The 17,525-nt window shown below is 39.7% G+C and carries 15 protein-coding genes; 8 read left to right on the top strand and 7 right to left on the bottom strand.

The window, feature by feature from the left end; genetic code table 11:
• Window positions 1–90 precede the first annotated feature (90 nt).
• The gene (locus AAC073_RS09860; protein ID WP_339923660.1) at window positions 91–1,461 is read right to left on the bottom strand and encodes a hypothetical protein; all 1,371 of its coding nucleotides are present in this window, start codon (window positions 1,459–1,461) and stop codon (window positions 91–93) included.
• A gap of 132 nt (window positions 1,462–1,593) precedes the next feature.
• On the opposite strand from AAC073_RS09860, the gene proS reads away from it, so the two are divergent.
• From proS to floA, 3 genes are all read left to right on the top strand, one after another.
• On the top strand, window positions 1,594–3,075 hold the full coding sequence (proS, locus tag AAC073_RS09855; protein WP_339923659.1) for a proline--tRNA ligase: 1,482 nt from the start codon (window positions 1,594–1,596) through the stop codon (window positions 3,073–3,075).
• Window positions 3,076–3,424: 349 nt separating this feature from the next.
• Window positions 3,425–3,886 carry an NfeD family protein gene (locus AAC073_RS09850; protein WP_339923658.1) on the top strand — a complete coding sequence of 154 codons (462 nt, stop codon included), beginning with the start codon at window positions 3,425–3,427 and terminating at the stop codon, window positions 3,884–3,886.
• A gap of 3 nt (window positions 3,887–3,889) precedes the next feature.
• Window positions 3,890–4,903: a flotillin-like protein FloA gene (floA, locus tag AAC073_RS09845; RefSeq protein WP_339923657.1), complete on the top strand. Its 1,014-nt coding sequence runs from the start codon at window positions 3,890–3,892 to the stop codon at window positions 4,901–4,903.
• Window positions 4,904–4,921: 18 nt separating this feature from the next.
• Here the strand turns inward: floA and AAC073_RS09840 are convergent, their stop codons facing one another.
• Entirely contained in the window at window positions 4,922–6,505 is a 1,584-nt protein-coding gene (locus AAC073_RS09840) for a WG repeat-containing protein (RefSeq protein ID WP_339923656.1), read from the bottom strand.
• 113 nt (window positions 6,506–6,618) lie between these two features.
• Complete coding sequence (gene hemA, locus AAC073_RS09835) at window positions 6,619–7,896, bottom strand: glutamyl-tRNA reductase (protein ID WP_339923655.1); 1,278 nt, start codon at window positions 7,894–7,896, stop codon at window positions 6,619–6,621.
• Between the two features lie 204 nt (window positions 7,897–8,100).
• Between hemA and AAC073_RS09830 the strand changes: the two genes are divergently transcribed.
• From AAC073_RS09830 to AAC073_RS09820, 3 genes are all read left to right on the top strand, one after another.
• On the top strand, window positions 8,101–8,760 hold the full coding sequence (locus tag AAC073_RS09830) for a helix-hairpin-helix domain-containing protein (protein WP_339923654.1): 660 nt from the start codon (window positions 8,101–8,103) through the stop codon (window positions 8,758–8,760).
• A 55-nt stretch (window positions 8,761–8,815) separates the two neighbouring features.
• Window positions 8,816–9,289, top strand: a complete 474-nt coding sequence (locus AAC073_RS09825; RefSeq protein WP_339923653.1) for a type I restriction enzyme HsdR N-terminal domain-containing protein — start codon at window positions 8,816–8,818, stop codon at window positions 9,287–9,289.
• 98 nt (window positions 9,290–9,387) lie between these two features.
• Window positions 9,388–10,101 carry a Crp/Fnr family transcriptional regulator gene (locus tag AAC073_RS09820; RefSeq protein WP_339923652.1) on the top strand — a complete coding sequence of 238 codons (714 nt, stop codon included), beginning with the start codon at window positions 9,388–9,390 and terminating at the stop codon, window positions 10,099–10,101.
• A gap of 49 nt (window positions 10,102–10,150) precedes the next feature.
• Here the strand turns inward: AAC073_RS09820 and AAC073_RS09815 are convergent, their stop codons facing one another.
• From AAC073_RS09815 to AAC073_RS09800, 4 genes are all read right to left on the bottom strand, one after another.
• Complete coding sequence (locus AAC073_RS09815) at window positions 10,151–10,840, bottom strand: DUF1080 domain-containing protein (protein WP_339923651.1); 690 nt, start codon at window positions 10,838–10,840, stop codon at window positions 10,151–10,153.
• A 96-nt stretch (window positions 10,841–10,936) separates the two neighbouring features.
• Window positions 10,937–11,653 carry a gluconate 2-dehydrogenase subunit 3 family protein gene (locus AAC073_RS09810; protein WP_339923650.1) on the bottom strand — a complete coding sequence of 239 codons (717 nt, stop codon included), beginning with the start codon at window positions 11,651–11,653 and terminating at the stop codon, window positions 10,937–10,939.
• A 4-nt stretch (window positions 11,654–11,657) separates the two neighbouring features.
• On the bottom strand, window positions 11,658–13,397 hold the full coding sequence (locus AAC073_RS09805; protein WP_339923649.1) for a GMC family oxidoreductase: 1,740 nt from the start codon (window positions 13,395–13,397) through the stop codon (window positions 11,658–11,660).
• A 105-nt stretch (window positions 13,398–13,502) separates the two neighbouring features.
• Complete coding sequence (locus tag AAC073_RS09800) at window positions 13,503–14,192, bottom strand: arylesterase (RefSeq protein ID WP_339923648.1); 690 nt, start codon at window positions 14,190–14,192, stop codon at window positions 13,503–13,505.
• A gap of 92 nt (window positions 14,193–14,284) precedes the next feature.
• Here AAC073_RS09800 and AAC073_RS09795 point away from each other — a divergent pair, with 92 nt between their 5' ends.
• Window positions 14,285–14,962, top strand: a complete 678-nt coding sequence (locus AAC073_RS09795) for an ABC transporter ATP-binding protein (RefSeq protein ID WP_339923647.1) — start codon at window positions 14,285–14,287, stop codon at window positions 14,960–14,962.
• Complete coding sequence (locus AAC073_RS09790; RefSeq protein WP_339923709.1) at window positions 14,955–17,474, top strand: FtsX-like permease family protein; 2,520 nt, start codon at window positions 14,955–14,957, stop codon at window positions 17,472–17,474. Before AAC073_RS09795 ends, AAC073_RS09790 begins: the two co-directional genes overlap by 8 nt.
• Window positions 17,475–17,525: the final 51 nt, after the last annotated feature.

Below are 17,525 nucleotides of genomic sequence, written 5' to 3'. Positions count from 1 at the left end.
CTGCACTTACATCCAGGGTTTAGGATTAAGCGTAAAAAATCAATATTTGACAATGGGGAATTTTTTGAGGGATAGAAAAAAAAGAGGGAATTAATTCCCTCTTCTACTTCCGCTACTGCTACTTCCTGTACTTCTTGAAGACCCACCGCTGCTCCTAGGAGCACTGTAAGTAGATGAAGACCTGGAAGGAGCTGAATAGGTGCTACTTCTACTTGGTGTAGTAGAACGTTGTTGATAAGTTGGTGTAGTGGTTCTAGTGCTCCTACTTCTATTGTAAGAAGGGGAGGAACTTCTACTGTTTGAACGAGGAGCTGCGTATTGAGACCTGCTATTCGTTGAATTTATACTTCTAGACCTGCTGTTGCTTGAAGGCGCTGCGGATCTGTAAGTGCTGCTATTTCTCGTATTACCATAACTACTTCTGGTAGAAGTGTTCCCTGCCCTATTCATTGCAGGAGAATTAATATTCCTTCTTGCAGGGGTAGCAGAGGCTGAATTATAATAATCGTTTTGAGACCTGCTGAATGAATTGTTAGTTGCAGACGATCTGTTTCTAGATACCGCACTAGAATTGTTAGACAAAGCGTCTCTTCTGGCAGTAGCTCTTGATGAGGTTGGGCTTGCTATACTTCTGCTTCTACTAGAAGCATTTGAATTGGCTAAAGAAGAAGACCTGTAACCTCTGGCTCCTTGAACAACCTGACGTCTGTTTCCTTCAGATCCACCTGGCAATACAATTACCGGAGGATAATACCCACCTCCATATAAACCTCCAAAACCTGGTCTGTAACCGTATCCGTAGTTCATGAATGGGTCATACATTCCAAATCCACGACCGAAGTAAGGGTTACCAAATCCAAATCCCATTCCGAGAGAAAGATTGAAGCCTGGTCTGAAACCAAAACCTGAATTAAAACCAAAACCTGAGCTATAGAAGGGATCATAAAAACCCATTCTACCAAATCCTGAACCGAAGTAAGGATTGTACATGCCGCCCATCATCATAGAGGACATGCCATAACCCATCATTGGATTCATAAAGAAATTATTATTTGTTACTGATCCGCTTCCATTGGAACCTGTATAATTGTCATAGGCGTTAATGTTTGGATCACCAGTCGCTAAGTTTGTTCCGCTTTGAGAGTCATCAAAATAGACAGTTGACTCTTCTGCAGCGGGGGTCGCTGAACGTTGGTACTTAGCTATATATTCCGGATTTACATTTCTAGCAGAAAAATTTTCTACGTCTCCGTCAATATCACGGATTTGTTCAATTTCCTTAAAGTTTTCCGGATTGTTGTTTTTCACAGCAAATTCAGTCGCTATTCTTGAATCTGAAGCCATGAAGTACAAGTTGTCGACTTCACCACCCATATTGCTAGCTTGGTAGCCAGTGCTACAGGCAGCAAGGCCTAAAATCGCAAATGCGCTTATTGTCCGAATTGGATTGAAATTAATCATATAGATATTTAGTTTATTCCTCACCTACTATATACGATGATATAACAAGAAGGTTATCAATTTTTAATTTATATTTGTCACAAATCAAGAATCTAAGATAAAGAGTTTTTTTATTACAACAAAGAAATAATAATGAGTAAAGGATTACCCAAACGTAGTGAGGATTATTCCCTGTGGTACAATGAATTGGTTAAACGAGCTGACCTAGCTGAAAATAGTGCCGTCAGAGGTTGTATGGTAATAAAACCATACGGATTTAGCATTTGGGAAAAAATGCAGGCTGAGTTGGATCGGAAGTTTAAAAAAACGGGGCATAGCAACGCTTATTTTCCCTTGTTTATTCCAAAATCCTTTTTGTCTAAGGAAGCCAGTCACGTAGAAGGCTTTGCCAAGGAGTGTGCAGTTGTTACCCATTACCGACTTAAAACTGATCCTTCAGGCAAAGGGGTGATTGTAGATCCAGATGCAAAATTAGAAGAGGAGCTGATCGTTAGACCTACCTCAGAGACTGTTATTTGGAGTACCTATAAAAACTGGATTCAATCTTACCGCGATTTACCTTTACTTATCAACCAGTGGGCAAATGTGGTGAGATGGGAAATGCGGACAAGGCTTTTTCTTAGAACTGCAGAGTTTTTATGGCAAGAAGGACATACTGCACATGCTACCAAAAGAGAAGCAGAAGCAGAAACAGTACAAATGTTAAATGTCTATGCGGATTTTGCTGAGAAATTCATGGCAATGCCTGTTATTAAAGGTGTGAAAACCGAAAGTGAAAAATTTGCAGGAGCTGAGTCTACCTATTGTATAGAAGCAATGATGCAGGATGGAAAAGCTTTGCAAGCTGGTACTTCTCATTTCTTAGGGCAAAATTTTGCAAAAGCATTTGATGTCAAGTTTGCTACGAAAGAAGGCGGGTTGGACCATGTATGGGGAACAAGCTGGGGGGTGAGCACTCGATTAATGGGCGCTTTGATCATGGCTCATTCTGACGATAAAGGTTTAGTTTTGCCTCCAAAATTGGCTCCAATTCAAGTAGTGATCGTACCAATATTTAAAAGTGAAGAAGAACTTGAAGAAATTAGCGTTAAGGCGCAGGAAATAGTAGATCAACTGGATGACATAGGCATTTCTGTGAAATTTGATAACAGAGATACCTTTAAGCCAGGTTGGAAGTTTGCAGAATATGAATTGAAGGGAGTACCGTTAAGGCTTGGAATAGGGCCTAGGGATCTTAAAAATAAAACGGTAGAACTAGCCCGTAGAGATGATTTCTCCAAAACGGTTGTCAATTTTGAAACAGAAGATTTAATTTCTATAATTAAAGATACCCTTGACAATATTCAAGAAAGCATTTATCAAAAGGCTAAATCATTTACTGAAGAAAAAACAACTTCCGTTGATACCTGGGAGGAATTTGTAGCTGCCCTAGACAATAATGGTGGATTTGTTGCTGCCCATTGGGATGGCACTGCCGAAACTGAGGAAAAAATAAAAGAGAAAACTAAAGCGACTATTCGTTGTATTCCACTTGATCAGGTAGCTGAGGAAGGTCAATGTATTGTTACAGGGAAACCTTCCACAGGAAGGGTGTTATTTGCAAGAGCCTATTGATATTGTAAAGGGAAACAATTCAGCTTTTTCAAAATGAATAATGGAATAATAGACCTTAGACGTTTCTTTGTTCTATGGCATAACAAGATGTTCATTCTTTATTCAATTGATTTCGAGTTGCCTTTTGAAACTTGATGAGAAAATAGGGAGATTCAATTCAGCTACTTTACAGAAATAAGCATAAGAATTCCTTAGTTGAATCTTGCAAGTGCCTGTGAATGCATTTAAGTATTAAACAATAGAAAGCCAAATGATTCATTTCATTTGGCTTTCTATTGTTATGAATTCTCGTAATTTTACAGAAAGCTTGCCTATTAGAAAATAGGGGTGCCTAAATAAAAAGTATTTTATGGATTGGTTAATATTAATAAGTTTAATAGTTTTTGGTGCACTTTTAGTAATGTTGGAAGTTATTTTTGTCCCTGGGACCACTGTTGTAGGGATATTGGGGCTTATTTTTACAGCATTGGGCATTTATCATGCTTTTCAAAATTTCACACCTTTAGTGGCCTATGGTGTATTGGCCGCGGCGGCACTCATTAATTTCGGAATGATTGTTTATGGGTTTAAGGCTGGGGTTTGGGATCGTTTTGCACTCAAAGATACTTCACTCGGAACTGCACATGAAGATCGATTGCTAGGACTTGAAGTGGGACAAGTAGGGGAGACAATTTCTGATTTCAAGCCTTATGGCAAAATAATTATAGCAGATAAGATTTATGAGGCCAAGTCTCAAGGTGGCTTTATTCCCTCAAAAACAAGCGTTACCATTTCAAAAATTGAAAACAATAAAATCATCATAAAACCCTAAATTATGGATATTTCTAATTCGGTATTAGTACTGGTCGCTGCTTTTGGCGGTCTAATTTTATTATTTGTATTTCTATATTTCGTTCCGGTAAATCTTTGGATAACTGCCATTTTCTCAAATGTTAAAGTTGGACTATTGGAACTAGTGGGTATGCGTATTCGAAAAGTCCCACCAGGGATTATTGTCAATTCCTTGATCACTGCCACGAAAGCCGGACTTAACCTTACTACAAATGATCTCGAGACGCACTTTCTGGCAGGTGGGAATGTGCCCAATGTAATAAGGGCATTGATATCCGCAGACAAGGCCAATATATCCCTCTCCTTTAAACAGGCAACAGCCATAGACCTTGCGGGAAGAGATGTGTTTGAAGCGGTGCAGATTTCTGTAAATCCAAAAGTAATCAATACGCCCAATGTAGCTGCGGTAGCAGCCGATGGTATTCAGCTTATCGCTAAAGCCCGAGTGACTGTAAGGGCAAACATTGCCCAGTTGGTAGGTGGAGCCGGTGAAGAAACCATTCTCGCCAGGGTTGGTGAGGGTATAGTGACTTCTATAGGTTCTGCAAAAAACCATAAGAGTGTGCTTGAGAACCCAGATAAAATTTCAAAACTTGTTTTGGAAAGGGGACTTGATTCTGGTACTGCCTTTGAAATATTATCAATTGATATTGCGGACATTGATGTCGGATCCAATATTGGTGCAAAACTTCAAATAGATCAGGCTACTGCAGATTTGAAAGTAGCTGAAGCAAGGGCTGAAGAAAGAAGAGCCATGGCTGTAGCGCTTGAGCAAGAGATGAAAGCTAAAAATGTAGAGATGAAAGCGAAAGTAACTGAGGCTGAGTCTGAGGTTCCAAAAGCGATCGCAGAAGCCTTTAGATCTGGTAATCTTGGTATAATGGATTATTACAAAATGGAAAATGTAAAATCTGATACCAGCATGCGTGATTCAATAGCAAAATCTGATGAAAACAAATCCTCAGACAGGTCACGAGGAAACGACAAAAATAAATAACAAAACAAAAAAGGGGTATTAAGCCCCTTTTTTGTTTTTCAATCTTTTTTTCAATTCTTTTTTACTCAATACTTCAGGAACCGCTTCTGTTTCACTTTTCGCTAAAATCTTTTCGTTTTTATTGTCAAACAGAATGGCATTATAGAAAAGCGGCAATTCGAAATCCCCATTTTCTTTAATAACACCGAATTTGTCTCCTTTCCTTATTAATATCTTATCCTTTGCTTCTCTTCTGATCTCTTCATAAACAGGATTGCTTATAACAGTGCCATCAGGTTTTGCAAGGCCAAAGAGCCCCTTGTCTTCCAGCAAGTAATAACCATCCATCATTCTACTGACTCTTTTGTAAGGCGTCTCAAGCATTGACTCCCCATTTTTATTGATCAAATTATAGGCACCATCATTTTGAACAATAGCGATTCCTTGAAGAAAAGGACCTACAGTGTTATAAGTGTAGGGAATAACCAATTCCTGCTGCTGATTAATGTAGCCCCATTTGGTTCCTGTTTTTACACTTGCCATTCCTTCGGAGAATGTTTTTACCTGATCAAATTTGGGAGACACCAAAGTGTCTCCACTGGCATTGATAAAGCCAAAACCATCTCCTATTTTTGCCCCATAAGCACCTTCATTTCCAGGTAAAATCCCAGTAGCCGTTTTGGTTGGCTTTACTTCCCAGTCCCCGTCTCTGTTAAGTAGTCCTGTAGTGCCGTCTCTAAAGTGAACATTGAAATAATCCCCGGATTTTCGTACAGAATCCATTCCCACGATATCTAACAAGATGCCGTCATTTTTCATGATTCGCCGTAACTTACCATGAATGTATTCTACCATCACGTCGTTTTCTATGCTGATCCGGTGAAAGCTATTGTACCTGATGTCGGCTGTAGTGGATAGCGCATTGATCAAAAGGTATTCATTGCTGTTTTTGGCGTAAAAATAACTGTCCTCCAAATGGCTCAATTCGTCAATAACCGGTTTAAGAATGTAATTTCCCTCCATATTTATTAACCCAAGGCCTGTTGCTTCCCTGGCTACAATTACATCGTTTGTTGGATCGGTCAGTGACTCATACTTGTGATCAGGTGTTTCTGAAAGGGGTAGCGTGAAGCTCCCATCGCTATTTAGTGCAATTACCTGTCCATTTCTGGCAATTCTCGCAGAAGCAAAATGTCCAATGGAAAAAGTAGTTCTTTTGCCCCGATCATATACGAAATATTCTTCTCCTTTTCTGGCGAGTAATAGGGTATAATAAGAATCTATCTCATCGTAAATGGCCGGCAAAACCTGCTCACCATATTCATGAAGGGCCCCGAATTTGTCTTTGTTTTGGATGATAATCCAAGGCTCAAGAAATTGATATAAACTGGCGTCTTCTATAACGGTAAATGGCTCATATTTTGAATCCAAAAAGGACAGGTCATTGTTCCAGACATTGATTCTAAGGCTATTTCCAAGTAAAAAAATTTCACCCTTAGAAAGTTTTTTTTCCAAGTGAAAGTTATTGTCAAATACTTCCCAGGTTTGGGAAGCTCCTTCCCTTGCAAACATAACAAACGATAGCAAGGCTATAAAAAATTTAAACAGGTATATTTTGTGCATATTTGCGTGTTTTGGGTGAAAGTAAAAAAGAAATTACAGCTTTCCGAATAAAACAATGAGGCTATTTAAATTGCCACATAAAAAATCAAAAACTTTCGGGTGATAGAATTATACTAGTGATCTGTTTTTTTGACTTCTTCCTTTTCTAAATCGAAAAGGTCATTGATAATACCGATCATTTCTTCAGCTTGATCACGTTTGCAGGCAGCCCTTAATTGCACTACAGGCACTTTAAGGATCTTTTGCATCATGCTCTTAGTCAACTTGTCAATGATATCGAATTGCTGGCTATCAGCATTCTTTAGGTACCTTTCAAGTTCTTCCCTACGGATTTGTTCAAGGCTATTTTTAAGCTTATTAATGGTAGGGGAGACCATCATTTCTTTTTTCCAATCGTAAAACTCTTTAATGTTCTCTACAATAATATTTTCTACGTGAGGAATAGCTGCTTTCCTTTTACTCAAAGTTTCTGTAGCCTTGCTACGAATATTGTCCACGTTGTAAAGCAATACACCAGGGAGGTCTTCCACTGCGGTATCTATGCTTCTAGGAACAGAAAGATCTACCAGTAATTTATAACTCTTGATATTGAAACTGCTGATAAGCTGTTTGCTGATCAATGGCTCAGGCATCGTTACAGAGGATATGATTACATCTGCCTCTTTCATGGCTTCAAAACAATCCTCGAAAGGGATGGCTTCAAAATCATATTCAATGGCCAGTTCCAAAGCTTTAGAATGGGTCCTGTTGGCAATTTTAACTTTTGCATCTTTCAGGTAAACCAGGTTTTTGGCTACATCTTCTCCAATTTCCCCCAAACCTACTAATAGCACTCTTGGTTGATGGGTATTTGAGGTAAGTTCTTCAATCAACTCTACTGCTGCATAAGATACTGAGGCTGCACCATCCCTAAAGGCCGTTTCTTGCACCACCTTTTTATTGGTAAAGAAAATGGTATGCATAAGGCGATGAAGGAATGGACCTGCCATGTCCATGTCTACCGAAGTCTGATAGGCACGTTTCACCTGATTGGAAATTTGCATGTCACCGATCACCTGAGCCTCTAACCCCATAGCCACCCTGAAAAGGTGGGATATGGCAGATTTGTCATCATGAAAGATGTCAAAGTACTCCAGGTAGGAAATGGTGTCCATCAAACCCTTCTCTAGCCCAACAAGCTTGATGATTTCTGTGGAAAGATCCAGCTCATGGCTGTAATATATTTCTGTACGGTTACAGGTAGATAGAATCAGGGTATCGGTAAGGCTAAAAAATTCTCTCAATTTACCCAAAAGTGAGCGTACCGCACCATCATCCAAAGATACTAACTCCCGGATTGCTACAGGGGCATTCTTATATGATAGACTTAAAGCTTTAAACTTTGACTGCATGATAACCAACTTTCAGCTACAAATTTATTATAGAATTGGGACGAAATGAATTAATTCAGCAAAGGGAGTTTAATTTATAATGCTTCTAAATAAATTCGTCTCCTTTTTATTCCTTATACAATAAGGTAATTTTTTGGAATAACATTCCATTATTCTTAATTTAACTATGCAATAGGGGAAACTATGTGGAATAGATGGTTTTATGTGTTAAAATCTTATTTGGGATTTACCCGACGGGAAATGCGTGGTTTTGTCTTTGTGATCCCAGTTTTAACCCTGTTGTATGCCGCTCCTTATTTTATTGAGAGGCATAACCGTTCGGCTGCCCAAACTTCCTACCTCACTTATATTGCCGAGAATAAAGCTTTATTTTCTCAAGAGCCTTCTTCCCAGGAACGCAAGGCTACAGGAAATGAAAGGAGCAGTAATGCTACTTCTACACTTAAAAGACCTGCAAAACCCAGCTTGAATAAAATATCTTTTACTGAAACGACCGCTGTGGAGTTGCAGATGGTACAAGGTGTTGGCCCCGTTTTGTCTGCTCGAATAGCTGAATACAGAAGCAATTTAGGAGGCTTCAATGCTCCTGAACAATTATTGGAAGTATATGGCGTAAATGCTGAACTGGCAGAGAAAATTTACACGGTATTTACTTTTGAGCCCAAGATTAACCGAAAATTAAATGTAAATAATGCAGATTTTAAACAGTTAATTAAGCATCCCTACATAGATTATGGAGCTGCAAAAGTTATTTTAGCTTATAGAAATCAGCATGGGAATTACGATTCCGCGAAGGATTTATTAAATATTAAAATTTTCAACGAAGCATGGGTAAATAGAATTGCCCCTTATCTGGCCTTTTGATTTTTATTCTTTCGATTAGTTTTTGCCTTCTGATTTTTTGTTGGAAATTTGTCCGATGAAGGATTTGGTTCAACATTTGGCCGCCATTGAGCTAAATTTACCGGCTTATTCCATGGATATTGAAAAGGGAGAGCAAGGTAAATATTATGTTTTCGATTCAATAAGGAAAAAGAAGCTGCTTTTAACTCCTGAAGAATGGGTGAGACAACACATCATCCATTACCTTGTCAAGAATATGAATTATCCTGGAAGTTTGATCTCTTTAGAAAAAGGGTTGAAATACAATGCTTTGCAAAAGCGCTTTGATATATTGGTATTGGACAGATCTGGCGCGGCGTTTTTTTTGATCGAATGCAAAGCGCCGGATGTCAAATTAAATCAAAAGACTGTTGAGCAGGTCTGTCTATACAATAACAACTTCAAAGCACCCTTTATTTGTATAAGCAATGGGCGCATGCATTTTTGCCTAAAAAGAGAATCAAATACAGGGAAGTATTCTCAAATTAGTCATTTTCCAGTATTTGAATAACTCCCATTAAAGTAAGGTCCTGAATTTTATAAATAAAAGTGACCTTAGTCCTTTAATTTGTTAAATTTGTTTAGTCACTAATTAAATGGTGTTTCAATATGGTGAATAAAGTTAAAAGTACCCCTTGCGAAATGTGCTTGAGCAGGAAACTTTCCTTATTCTCAGGACTTGGAGATGAGCATTTATGCAATATTTCTGAAGGGAAAAATTTCATATCACACAAGAAAGGTCAGATCCTTTATTATGAAAACACCAAGCCCTTAGGTGTTTTCTGCGTTAATAGTGGTGTGGTTAAGATTTTTAAAACAGCATCCAATGGGAAGGATCAGATCATTCGACTTGCTCAAAAAGGCCACCTTGTGGGCTATTCATCCTTGATAGGGGAAGAATCCTATTCGACTACCGCTACCATTGTAGAAGATGCGGGGGTTTGCTTTGTACCTAAGGAAGTTTTTTTGAAGGTGATGTCAGAAGACAGTAAATTTCATCAGCGGCTTACTCAGGCACTTTGTCACGATATGGGACTCATGGAAAGTCAGTTGACAGATGCGACTCAGAAATCGATCAGAGAACGATTGGCTTTGACCTTACTCCAGTTGGGAGACAGTTATGGTGTTGACGGTGGAGATAGGCAGCGCCTAGATATAGCACTTACACGCGAAGAAATTGCCGGACTTGTAGGGACCGCTACTGAAACAGTGATCAGGTTATTGTCCGAATTTAAAAAGGACAAACTTATAGACCTGCAAGGAAAGAAAATAATTTTATTGAACCGAAAAGGGCTTGCCAGGCTTTCTGATTTTTACGGATAACTTATAAAGAAGCATAAAAGCCCATTTCTGGGCTTTTTTTTACTCTCTACTATTCCGAAAGTTCGGTTATCGGTTCGAGAATAAGTTTCCTGAATTCCACTTTTGCTCCTTCAGCTTGCACGGCAATTTGCCCCTTAGATACGGTACAATTGTATCCTTCATTTACGAAGTCACCATTTACCCACACCTTAACCCTGTCATTCAGGCATTCTATCACCATTCTATTCCATAATCCGGGAGTATTTTCCGAACCATCAGTAAGGTTGAGAATTCTTCTTTTTTTACCTTCAGTTACACCCCATTCTTCTTTTGGGCCTCTTCTTTCAACCATGTTGTCCACTTCGATGTTTTCTACGATACACCAAAAATCGCCTGCATTTTCGTGGTACATCTGGACTTCTATGGATTTGGGGAACATTTCATAAAGTGACCTCGGGGTAGAAGCATGCACCAAAATTCCGCAATTGCCTGTGGCTTCCGGGAAACGGTACTCGGTTGTTATTCTGTAATTTTCATATTCATCGTCAGTAATCAGGTGGCCTTGTGGATTCCCCATACTTATAAGCAATCCATCTTTGACAATAAAGGAAGGGCTTACATTTGGGTTATCGTCTTGCTCAGGAACATCTACATGCCATCCCGACAAGTCTTTCCCATTAAAAATAGGTGTCTGCTGTGCAATAGAAGGGCTAAATAGGCATACAAAGACCAATGAAATCAGAGAAAAAAGCTTTTTCATATTGTAGTGGTATTATTGGTTATTCTGAATTGAAAAACAAACAGGGGAACACCTTATGACGCTCCCCTGTTAATATTGATTGGTATTCGGACAAGTTTATCCGATCAAGTTGCCATTGTCATCCCACTGGGCAATGGTTCCTCTAGTAGTTACATCAAGATATACGTCTTTGTATTTTGGGTCGTTTTCTAAACCATGTTTGGCCAATACTTCTTCAGGTACACCATCCCACGCATTTGGTTTGTTACCTACATAACCCAGGTCTTTGAAGCCTTCTTCGCTAGTGAAAAAACCAGTCGCGGTAAGGTTTCTAAGGTTGTTGAAAAATTTCACACCGCTTAGATTTTCAGGTTTAGCAGTGTCAGGGTAAGCGATAAGATCTATTATTTGTATGCGTTGATCTTCAGATATTTCTAGGAATTTATTGCCAAACATTTCATCTGATTTGTGATCAAGCCACAGGAGGCCACCCCTTAATGGTGTTTGATAGCTAGGAATGTCTTTTACCATAAACTCAATAAAGTCAGGAACACCAGCGCCAGTTGCACTTCCTGAGGTGTCGTCGGCAGGTATGATCATGTCCACTAGAATATCTAGTTTCTTTCGCTCCTCTTCTGTGAAAAAAGTGGCGGATTTTAGATTTTCATTGTGAATGATTTCTTCAGGAGTACGGCCATAGCTCCCAAACTCTCCTATTTTAGGGTTGTGAGGGATTTCTACGGTTTCAGGAGTTTCTGGTCCACATCCTGTAAACAGTATACCTGAAGCCAGGGAACCTGTAAATAAAAGTTTTAAGTTTTCTCTTCTGTTCATCGCTTTAGATATTTTTCTTGTTCAGTTGATCAATAATATATTCGGAAGTTCTCCAAGAGTTGGCTAATATCGTCCAGGTAGGATTCTTATCCGCCTGTGAGACAAAGGCACCACCATCCACTACAAATAAATTTTTGCAATCATGTGCTTGAGAATATTTATTCAATACAGATGTTTTAGGATCATTGCCCATGCGGGTGGTTCCTACTTCATGAATAATCCTTCCAGGTTTGTGAAGTCCAAATTCTCTGTCAGCACCAGGTTTACTGCCCAGCAATACTGCTCCCATGCTGGTTAATATTTCTTCAAAAGTTTCATGCATGTGTTTGGCCTGGTTCAATTCCTGGTCACTCCATTTGTAATGAAATTTCAAAACAGGGATACCATATTTGTCTACCACCTGGTCATCAATTTCACAATAATTTTCGTATCGTGGAATGCTTTCTCCTCGGCCTGACATGCCTACCGTACTTCCGTAAAATCTTCGAATGTCTTTTTTAAGTCCTTCACCATAGCCTCCGTTTACGCTAGGATTTCCAAACTCGTCTTTTACATGTTGACGCATGGTGTCCATGCCGCCTCCAAAACCGTAAGAAGGCATACCCATTCCACCCCAATATTCAATATGATAGCCTCTGGCAAAATCCAGGTTTTTTTCATTCAGCCACCAAGGGGTATAGACGTGCATTCCACCTACTCCATCTTCATTGTACCTTTCCCTATCCATCATGTCAGGTAGGATCCCCATTCTGTCGGCACCAGTAGAGTCATGCAGATAATGGCCTACATGTCCAGAACTATTGCCCAATCCATCAGGATGGTTTTTTGATTTGGAATTTAACATTATCCGTGCGGATTCACACGCAGATGCACCCAATACTACCACCCTTGCAGATAGCTTGTATTCTTGCATGTCTAGTTTGCTAATATAGGTTACGCCGGTAGCTTCGCCCTGTTCATTGGTCATTACCGTTCTTACCATGGCCATGGTGAAAAGATCTACCTGACCTTTTTTCATAGCAGGTTTAACCAGGCAAGTACCTGCAGAGAAATCTGCATAGACTTGACATCCTCTGTTACATTGACTACAAAAGAAGCAAGTTCCCCGGTCATTGTTTACAGGTCGGGTGAGTATTGAAAGCCTTGATGGGATAACAGGTATATTGACTTTATCCGCACCTTTTTTTATGAATAATTCATGTAAACGTGGCTTTGGTGGCGGGAGAAAATTGCCATCAGGTTCATTATTTATCCCTTCCTTTGAGCCAAAAACACCTATTAATTTATCTACTTTATCGTAATAAGGAGCCATGTCCTCATAGCTGATAGGCCAGTTTTCACCGAGGCCATCAAAATCTTTACGCTTAAAATCCAAGGGCCCAAATCGCAAAGAGATTCTACCCCAGTGATTGGTTCTTCCACCGAGCATTCTCGATCTAAACCAGTCAAATTCACTGCCTTCAGCACGTGTATAGGGTTCTCCTTCTATGTCCCATCCGCCAATGGCTGCGTCAAAATCTCCAAATGGACGTACTGTGCCAGCACCTCTTCTTGGAGATTCCCAAGGTGGTCTCAATTGGGTTCTGTGATCTTCTAATGCGGGGTCAAAATCAGCGCCTGCTTCTACTACTGCTACCTTTAATCCAGCTTCTGCTAAAATTTTGGAAGCCATTCCACCACCTGCTCCAGATCCTACAATAATTACATCATAAACATCTCCAGCAGTCTGTATTTGAATACTCATCCTTTGTTTTTTATTAATTACTCGGAAAAATTAAGATAATTTTCTGATAATAAAAAGAAACATTTTTAAAGACCTATACCTCCAAAGCCAAAAAGAGGCTATTAATTATAGTAAGGGTCTTAAATGTTTCCAAACTGTTTGGGCGACAATTCGCTGCCCGTCACTTGTTGGATGGATGCCGTCTGGTAGGTTCAATTCCGGATTACCAGCTACTCCTTCCAATAGAAAAGGTATAATGGCTACACTTTGTTTTTCAGCTACCTCGGCATACATCCCTCTGAATTCTTCAGCGTATTCCAGCCCCATGTTCGGCGGAATCTGCATTCCTGCTAACAAAATCTTGGTGCTTGGGAATTTTTCGGAAACAGCAGAAATAATCGCATTGAGGTTCTTTTTGGTTTCTTCAAGCGGAATTCCTCTCAACCCATCGTTTCCGCCTAATTCAAGTACAAAGACTTCTGGCTGGTCTTCAAGAAACCAATCCAACCTACTGAGTCCACTTGCAGTGGTTTCACCACTTAAACCACCGTTAATCACTTGGTAGTTCAATTCAAGGCTGTCAATTTTATTCTGAATTAATGAAGGGAAAGAAGCCTCTTCGTCCAATCCATAGCCAGCAGTCAGGCTGTTGCCATAAAATAGAATGTACTTTTTTTCGCTCTTTTCTTCAGCTTTAGTCGTTTCTGGTGCAACCTTTTTCCCAGTTTCCTGTTTTTGATTACAGGAAACTGTTAAAGATGAAATTACTGCAGACAAGAGAATGGCAGTGAATGCTGTTTTTAATGATCTTAACATTTGAATTATTTTTACAGTCAATTATCAAAAATACTAAACTTAATCCACTATTGTTTTTGTTCAAAAGGGATAAGTTTTTTTCTTTGAAAGATATGAATATACTAAGCGTTGAAAATCTGACCAAAACCTACCGAAGCGGAAACAGGGAACTTACTGTTTTAGACCAGGTTAATTTTGAGGTCGAACAGGGTAAAACCCTATCTATTGTAGGTCCTTCTGGTAGTGGTAAAACCACTCTATTGGGACTTTGTGCCGGACTGGATGTTGCCAGTTCTGGAAGTGTATTAATAGATGGGAAGCCCCTTGAAAACATGACCGAAGACCAAAGAGCCGGTATAAGAAACCAGTTGGTAGGTTTTATTTTTCAAAATTTTCAACTTCTACAAACATTAACCGCTTTGGAAAATGTAATGGTTCCTTTGGAGCTAAAGAAGCGTAAAGATGCCAAAGAAAAGGCCACGGAGCTTTTAGAAAACGTGGGCTTAGGTGATCGACTCACGCATTATCCAAATCAGCTTTCTGGTGGAGAACAGCAGCGTGTATCCATTGCCAGGGCTTTTGCGAATGAGCCAAAAATTCTATTTGCAGATGAGCCAACAGGTAATTTGGATACGGAAACAGGTGAGTTGATAGAAAATTTGATTTTTAATCTCAATGAACAACATGGGACTACTTTGATCTTGGTTACGCATGACTTGGAATTGGCCGCCAGGACCCACCATTCCTTACATATTAAAGGCGGAAAAATACAGGAGGCTACCAATGGTTGATTTGGCCTGGTCATTTAAAATGGCGAAAAGAGAGTTTAGAAAAACAGGAGTAAAATTGATCTTGTTCGTTTCTGCTATTGTTACCGGTATTGCAGCCTTGGTTGCGGTCACTTCTTTTGGAGATAATTTAAGTAAGGACATTGACAACCAAGCAAAGGAATTGTTAGGAGCTGACCTGCTGCTAAAGAAAAACCAAAACATTGAGTTTCTTGAAATAGAAAAAGTCGCCAGCGCGCACTCCTTAGAAATCAACTTTGCTTCAATGGTGTATTTCCCGAAAGTAGGAGATAGCAGGTTGACTCAGGTAAGGGCTTTGGAAGGAGAATATCCCTATTACGGAACCCTGGAGACATTGCCCCAGGAAGGGGAAAGAGACTTTAGGTCAGGGGGAAAGAAAGCTTTGGTAGAAAAAACCTTAATGGCTCAGTTTGGTGCTGTCGTGGGTGACAGTATTAAGGTGGGGAATGTAACACTTGAGATTGTTGGGGCCTTGCAAAAAGTCCCAGGGCAAACAGGTATTACGGCCACTGTAGCGCCAGCTGTTTACATCCCTATGGACCAACTTGAAGCTTCCGGTCTGGTGCAATATGGGAGCCGAGTCAATTACAACCATTATTTTTTATTTCCCCAAGATTTTGAATTGCAAGCACTGATTGATGAAAATAAAGATATTTGGGATGAGGACAGGGTGAATTTTGATACGGTTCAATCTCAGAAGGAGTCAACCGGTAGGTCTTTTGAAAACCTCTCGAATTTCCTGACCCTTGTGGCTTTTATTGCTGTATTACTAGGCTGCGTAGGAGTGGGAAGTGCAGTGAATGTTTTTGTAAAAGAGAAGCTCCCCTCAGTTGCCGTTTTAAGGTGCTTGGGAGTGAAGGCCCTCGATATAATCGTGGTTTATCTGGTGCAAATTTTCTTCATGGGATTGGTAGGTTCCATCATAGGCGCAATGGCTGGCGCAGTGCTTCAGTTTTTACTGCCTTTGGTCTTTAGTGAATTTTTACCTGTTGAAGTGACGGTTCAGTTGGCTTGGGGGGCCATAGTAGTCGGTATTATTACTGGTGTGTTGATCTCCATTCTGTTTGCTTTGATTCCCCTATTGAAGATCCGAAAGGTTTCTCCAATGATGACTTTAAGACCAGATGATCAGTCTGGCGGTTTTGGCAATGACCCTGCTAGGTTATTTGTCCTATTCGCAATTATTGTTTTTATACTGCTCTTTAGCTATTTCCTGTTGGGTAAATGGGATCAAACGCTTTGGTTTACAGGCTTTGTGGTTGTGTCATTTGGGGCATTGTGGCTATTGGCAATGGGAGTGATGAAAACCATTCGAACTTTTCTTCCAATTTCCTTAAACTATCCTGTAAGGCAGGCCCTGTCCAATTTATACCGGCCCAATAACCAAACGGTTTCCCTTTTAGCGACAATAGGATTGGGGACAGCCATGATAGGTACTTTGTTTTTTATCCAAGACCAGCTTCTGGATGAGGTTCGCTTTGCAGACAAAGAAGACCAACCCAATATGCTGTTTTTTGACATTCAGACCAGTCAGGTAGATAGCATGATCACAGTGCTTCAATCCGAAGACCTTCCAATATTACAACATGTGCCAATCATTACCATGGGTGTATCTGAGGTCAACGGGCTTTCAAAATTGGATAATGAGGAGCTTGAGGACGAAGAGAGAAGATCAGGTTCTTTTTACAATAGGGAATTTAGAGTAACCTATAGGGATAGCCTAATCAATACAGAAGAGTTAGTGGATGGAGCACTTAAGTCCTATAACTCTACATCAGATAGCATTTTTGTTTCCATGGAGGAAGGTTATGCAGAAAGAAACCATGTGAAAATTGGTGATGAAATAGTGTTCAATGTTCAGGGTAGACCTTTGACAACCTATGTTGGAAGTATTAGAAAAGTAAACTTTAGAAGGGTATCTACTAATTTCCTTGTGGTTTTTCCTGACAAAGTTTTGGACAATGCACCGAAATTTCATGTGCTGATTACCAAGACAAAAGATGACATGGCCTCAGCAAATATACAAAATACAATCGTTCGACAGTTTCCAAATGTGTCCGTTGTGAACCTAAGTATGATTGTAGAAACCCTTGAAGACCTCTTGGGCAAAATCGGATTTGTTATTCAGTTTATGGCCTTCTTCAGTATTCTGACTGGAATATTGGTATTGATTAGCTCCTTGCTCATCAGTAAATTTCAGAGAGTTAGAGAAAATATCCTATTAAGGACAATAGGAGCTGAAAGAAAGGTACTAATAAAGATAAATATTTTGGAATACCTCTTCCTTGGAAGCCTTGCAGCTGGTGGAGGATTAATCTTGTCGGTTCTAGCCTCTTTCTTGCTTAGTTATTTTGTTTTTGAAATCGCATTCAGTTTGGCTTGGCAACCTTTATTTATCGTTTTTGGGCTAATCACTGGTCTTACGGTCTTTTTGGGATGGATCAATAGTTTGAATATTCTTAAAGCGAATACGATGGATATTCTGAGGTCTTAACAATACCTCGAATACGAATCAATAATGGGTAAATGAACCTTTTGGATATAA

The sequence above is a fragment of the uncultured Cyclobacterium sp. genome (assembly GCF_963977555.1).
Lineage (GTDB): Bacteria > Bacteroidota > Bacteroidia > Cytophagales > Cyclobacteriaceae > Cyclobacterium.
The sequence above is the reverse complement of the archived record's forward strand: the minus strand, read 5'-3'. Positions and strand labels throughout refer to the sequence as shown.

Coding starts and splice junctions, on each gene's coding strand:
- AAC073_RS09790 (WP_339923709.1), top strand. CDS start 14,955: ATGGTTGATTTGGCCTGGTCATTTAAAATGGCGAAAAGAGAGTTTAGA.
- hemA (WP_339923655.1), bottom strand. CDS start 7,896: ATGCAGTCAAAGTTTAAAGCTTTAAGTCTATCATATAAGAATGCCCCT.
- AAC073_RS09820 (WP_339923652.1), top strand. CDS start 9,388: ATGGTGAATAAAGTTAAAAGTACCCCTTGCGAAATGTGCTTGAGCAGG.
- AAC073_RS09795 (WP_339923647.1), top strand. CDS start 14,285: ATGAATATACTAAGCGTTGAAAATCTGACCAAAACCTACCGAAGCGGA.
- AAC073_RS09825 (WP_339923653.1), top strand. CDS start 8,816: ATGAAGGATTTGGTTCAACATTTGGCCGCCATTGAGCTAAATTTACCG.
- proS (WP_339923659.1), top strand. CDS start 1,594: ATGAGTAAAGGATTACCCAAACGTAGTGAGGATTATTCCCTGTGGTAC.
- AAC073_RS09850 (WP_339923658.1), top strand. CDS start 3,425: ATGGATTGGTTAATATTAATAAGTTTAATAGTTTTTGGTGCACTTTTA.
- AAC073_RS09805 (WP_339923649.1), bottom strand. CDS start 13,397: ATGAGTATTCAAATACAGACTGCTGGAGATGTTTATGATGTAATTATT.
- AAC073_RS09800 (WP_339923648.1), bottom strand. CDS start 14,192: ATGTTAAGATCATTAAAAACAGCATTCACTGCCATTCTCTTGTCTGCA.
- AAC073_RS09815 (WP_339923651.1), bottom strand. CDS start 10,840: ATGAAAAAGCTTTTTTCTCTGATTTCATTGGTCTTTGTATGCCTATTT.
- AAC073_RS09840 (WP_339923656.1), bottom strand. CDS start 6,505: ATGCACAAAATATACCTGTTTAAATTTTTTATAGCCTTGCTATCGTTT.
- AAC073_RS09860 (WP_339923660.1), bottom strand. CDS start 1,461: ATGATTAATTTCAATCCAATTCGGACAATAAGCGCATTTGCGATTTTA.
- floA (WP_339923657.1), top strand. CDS start 3,890: ATGGATATTTCTAATTCGGTATTAGTACTGGTCGCTGCTTTTGGCGGT.
- AAC073_RS09810 (WP_339923650.1), bottom strand. CDS start 11,653: ATGAACAGAAGAGAAAACTTAAAACTTTTATTTACAGGTTCCCTGGCT.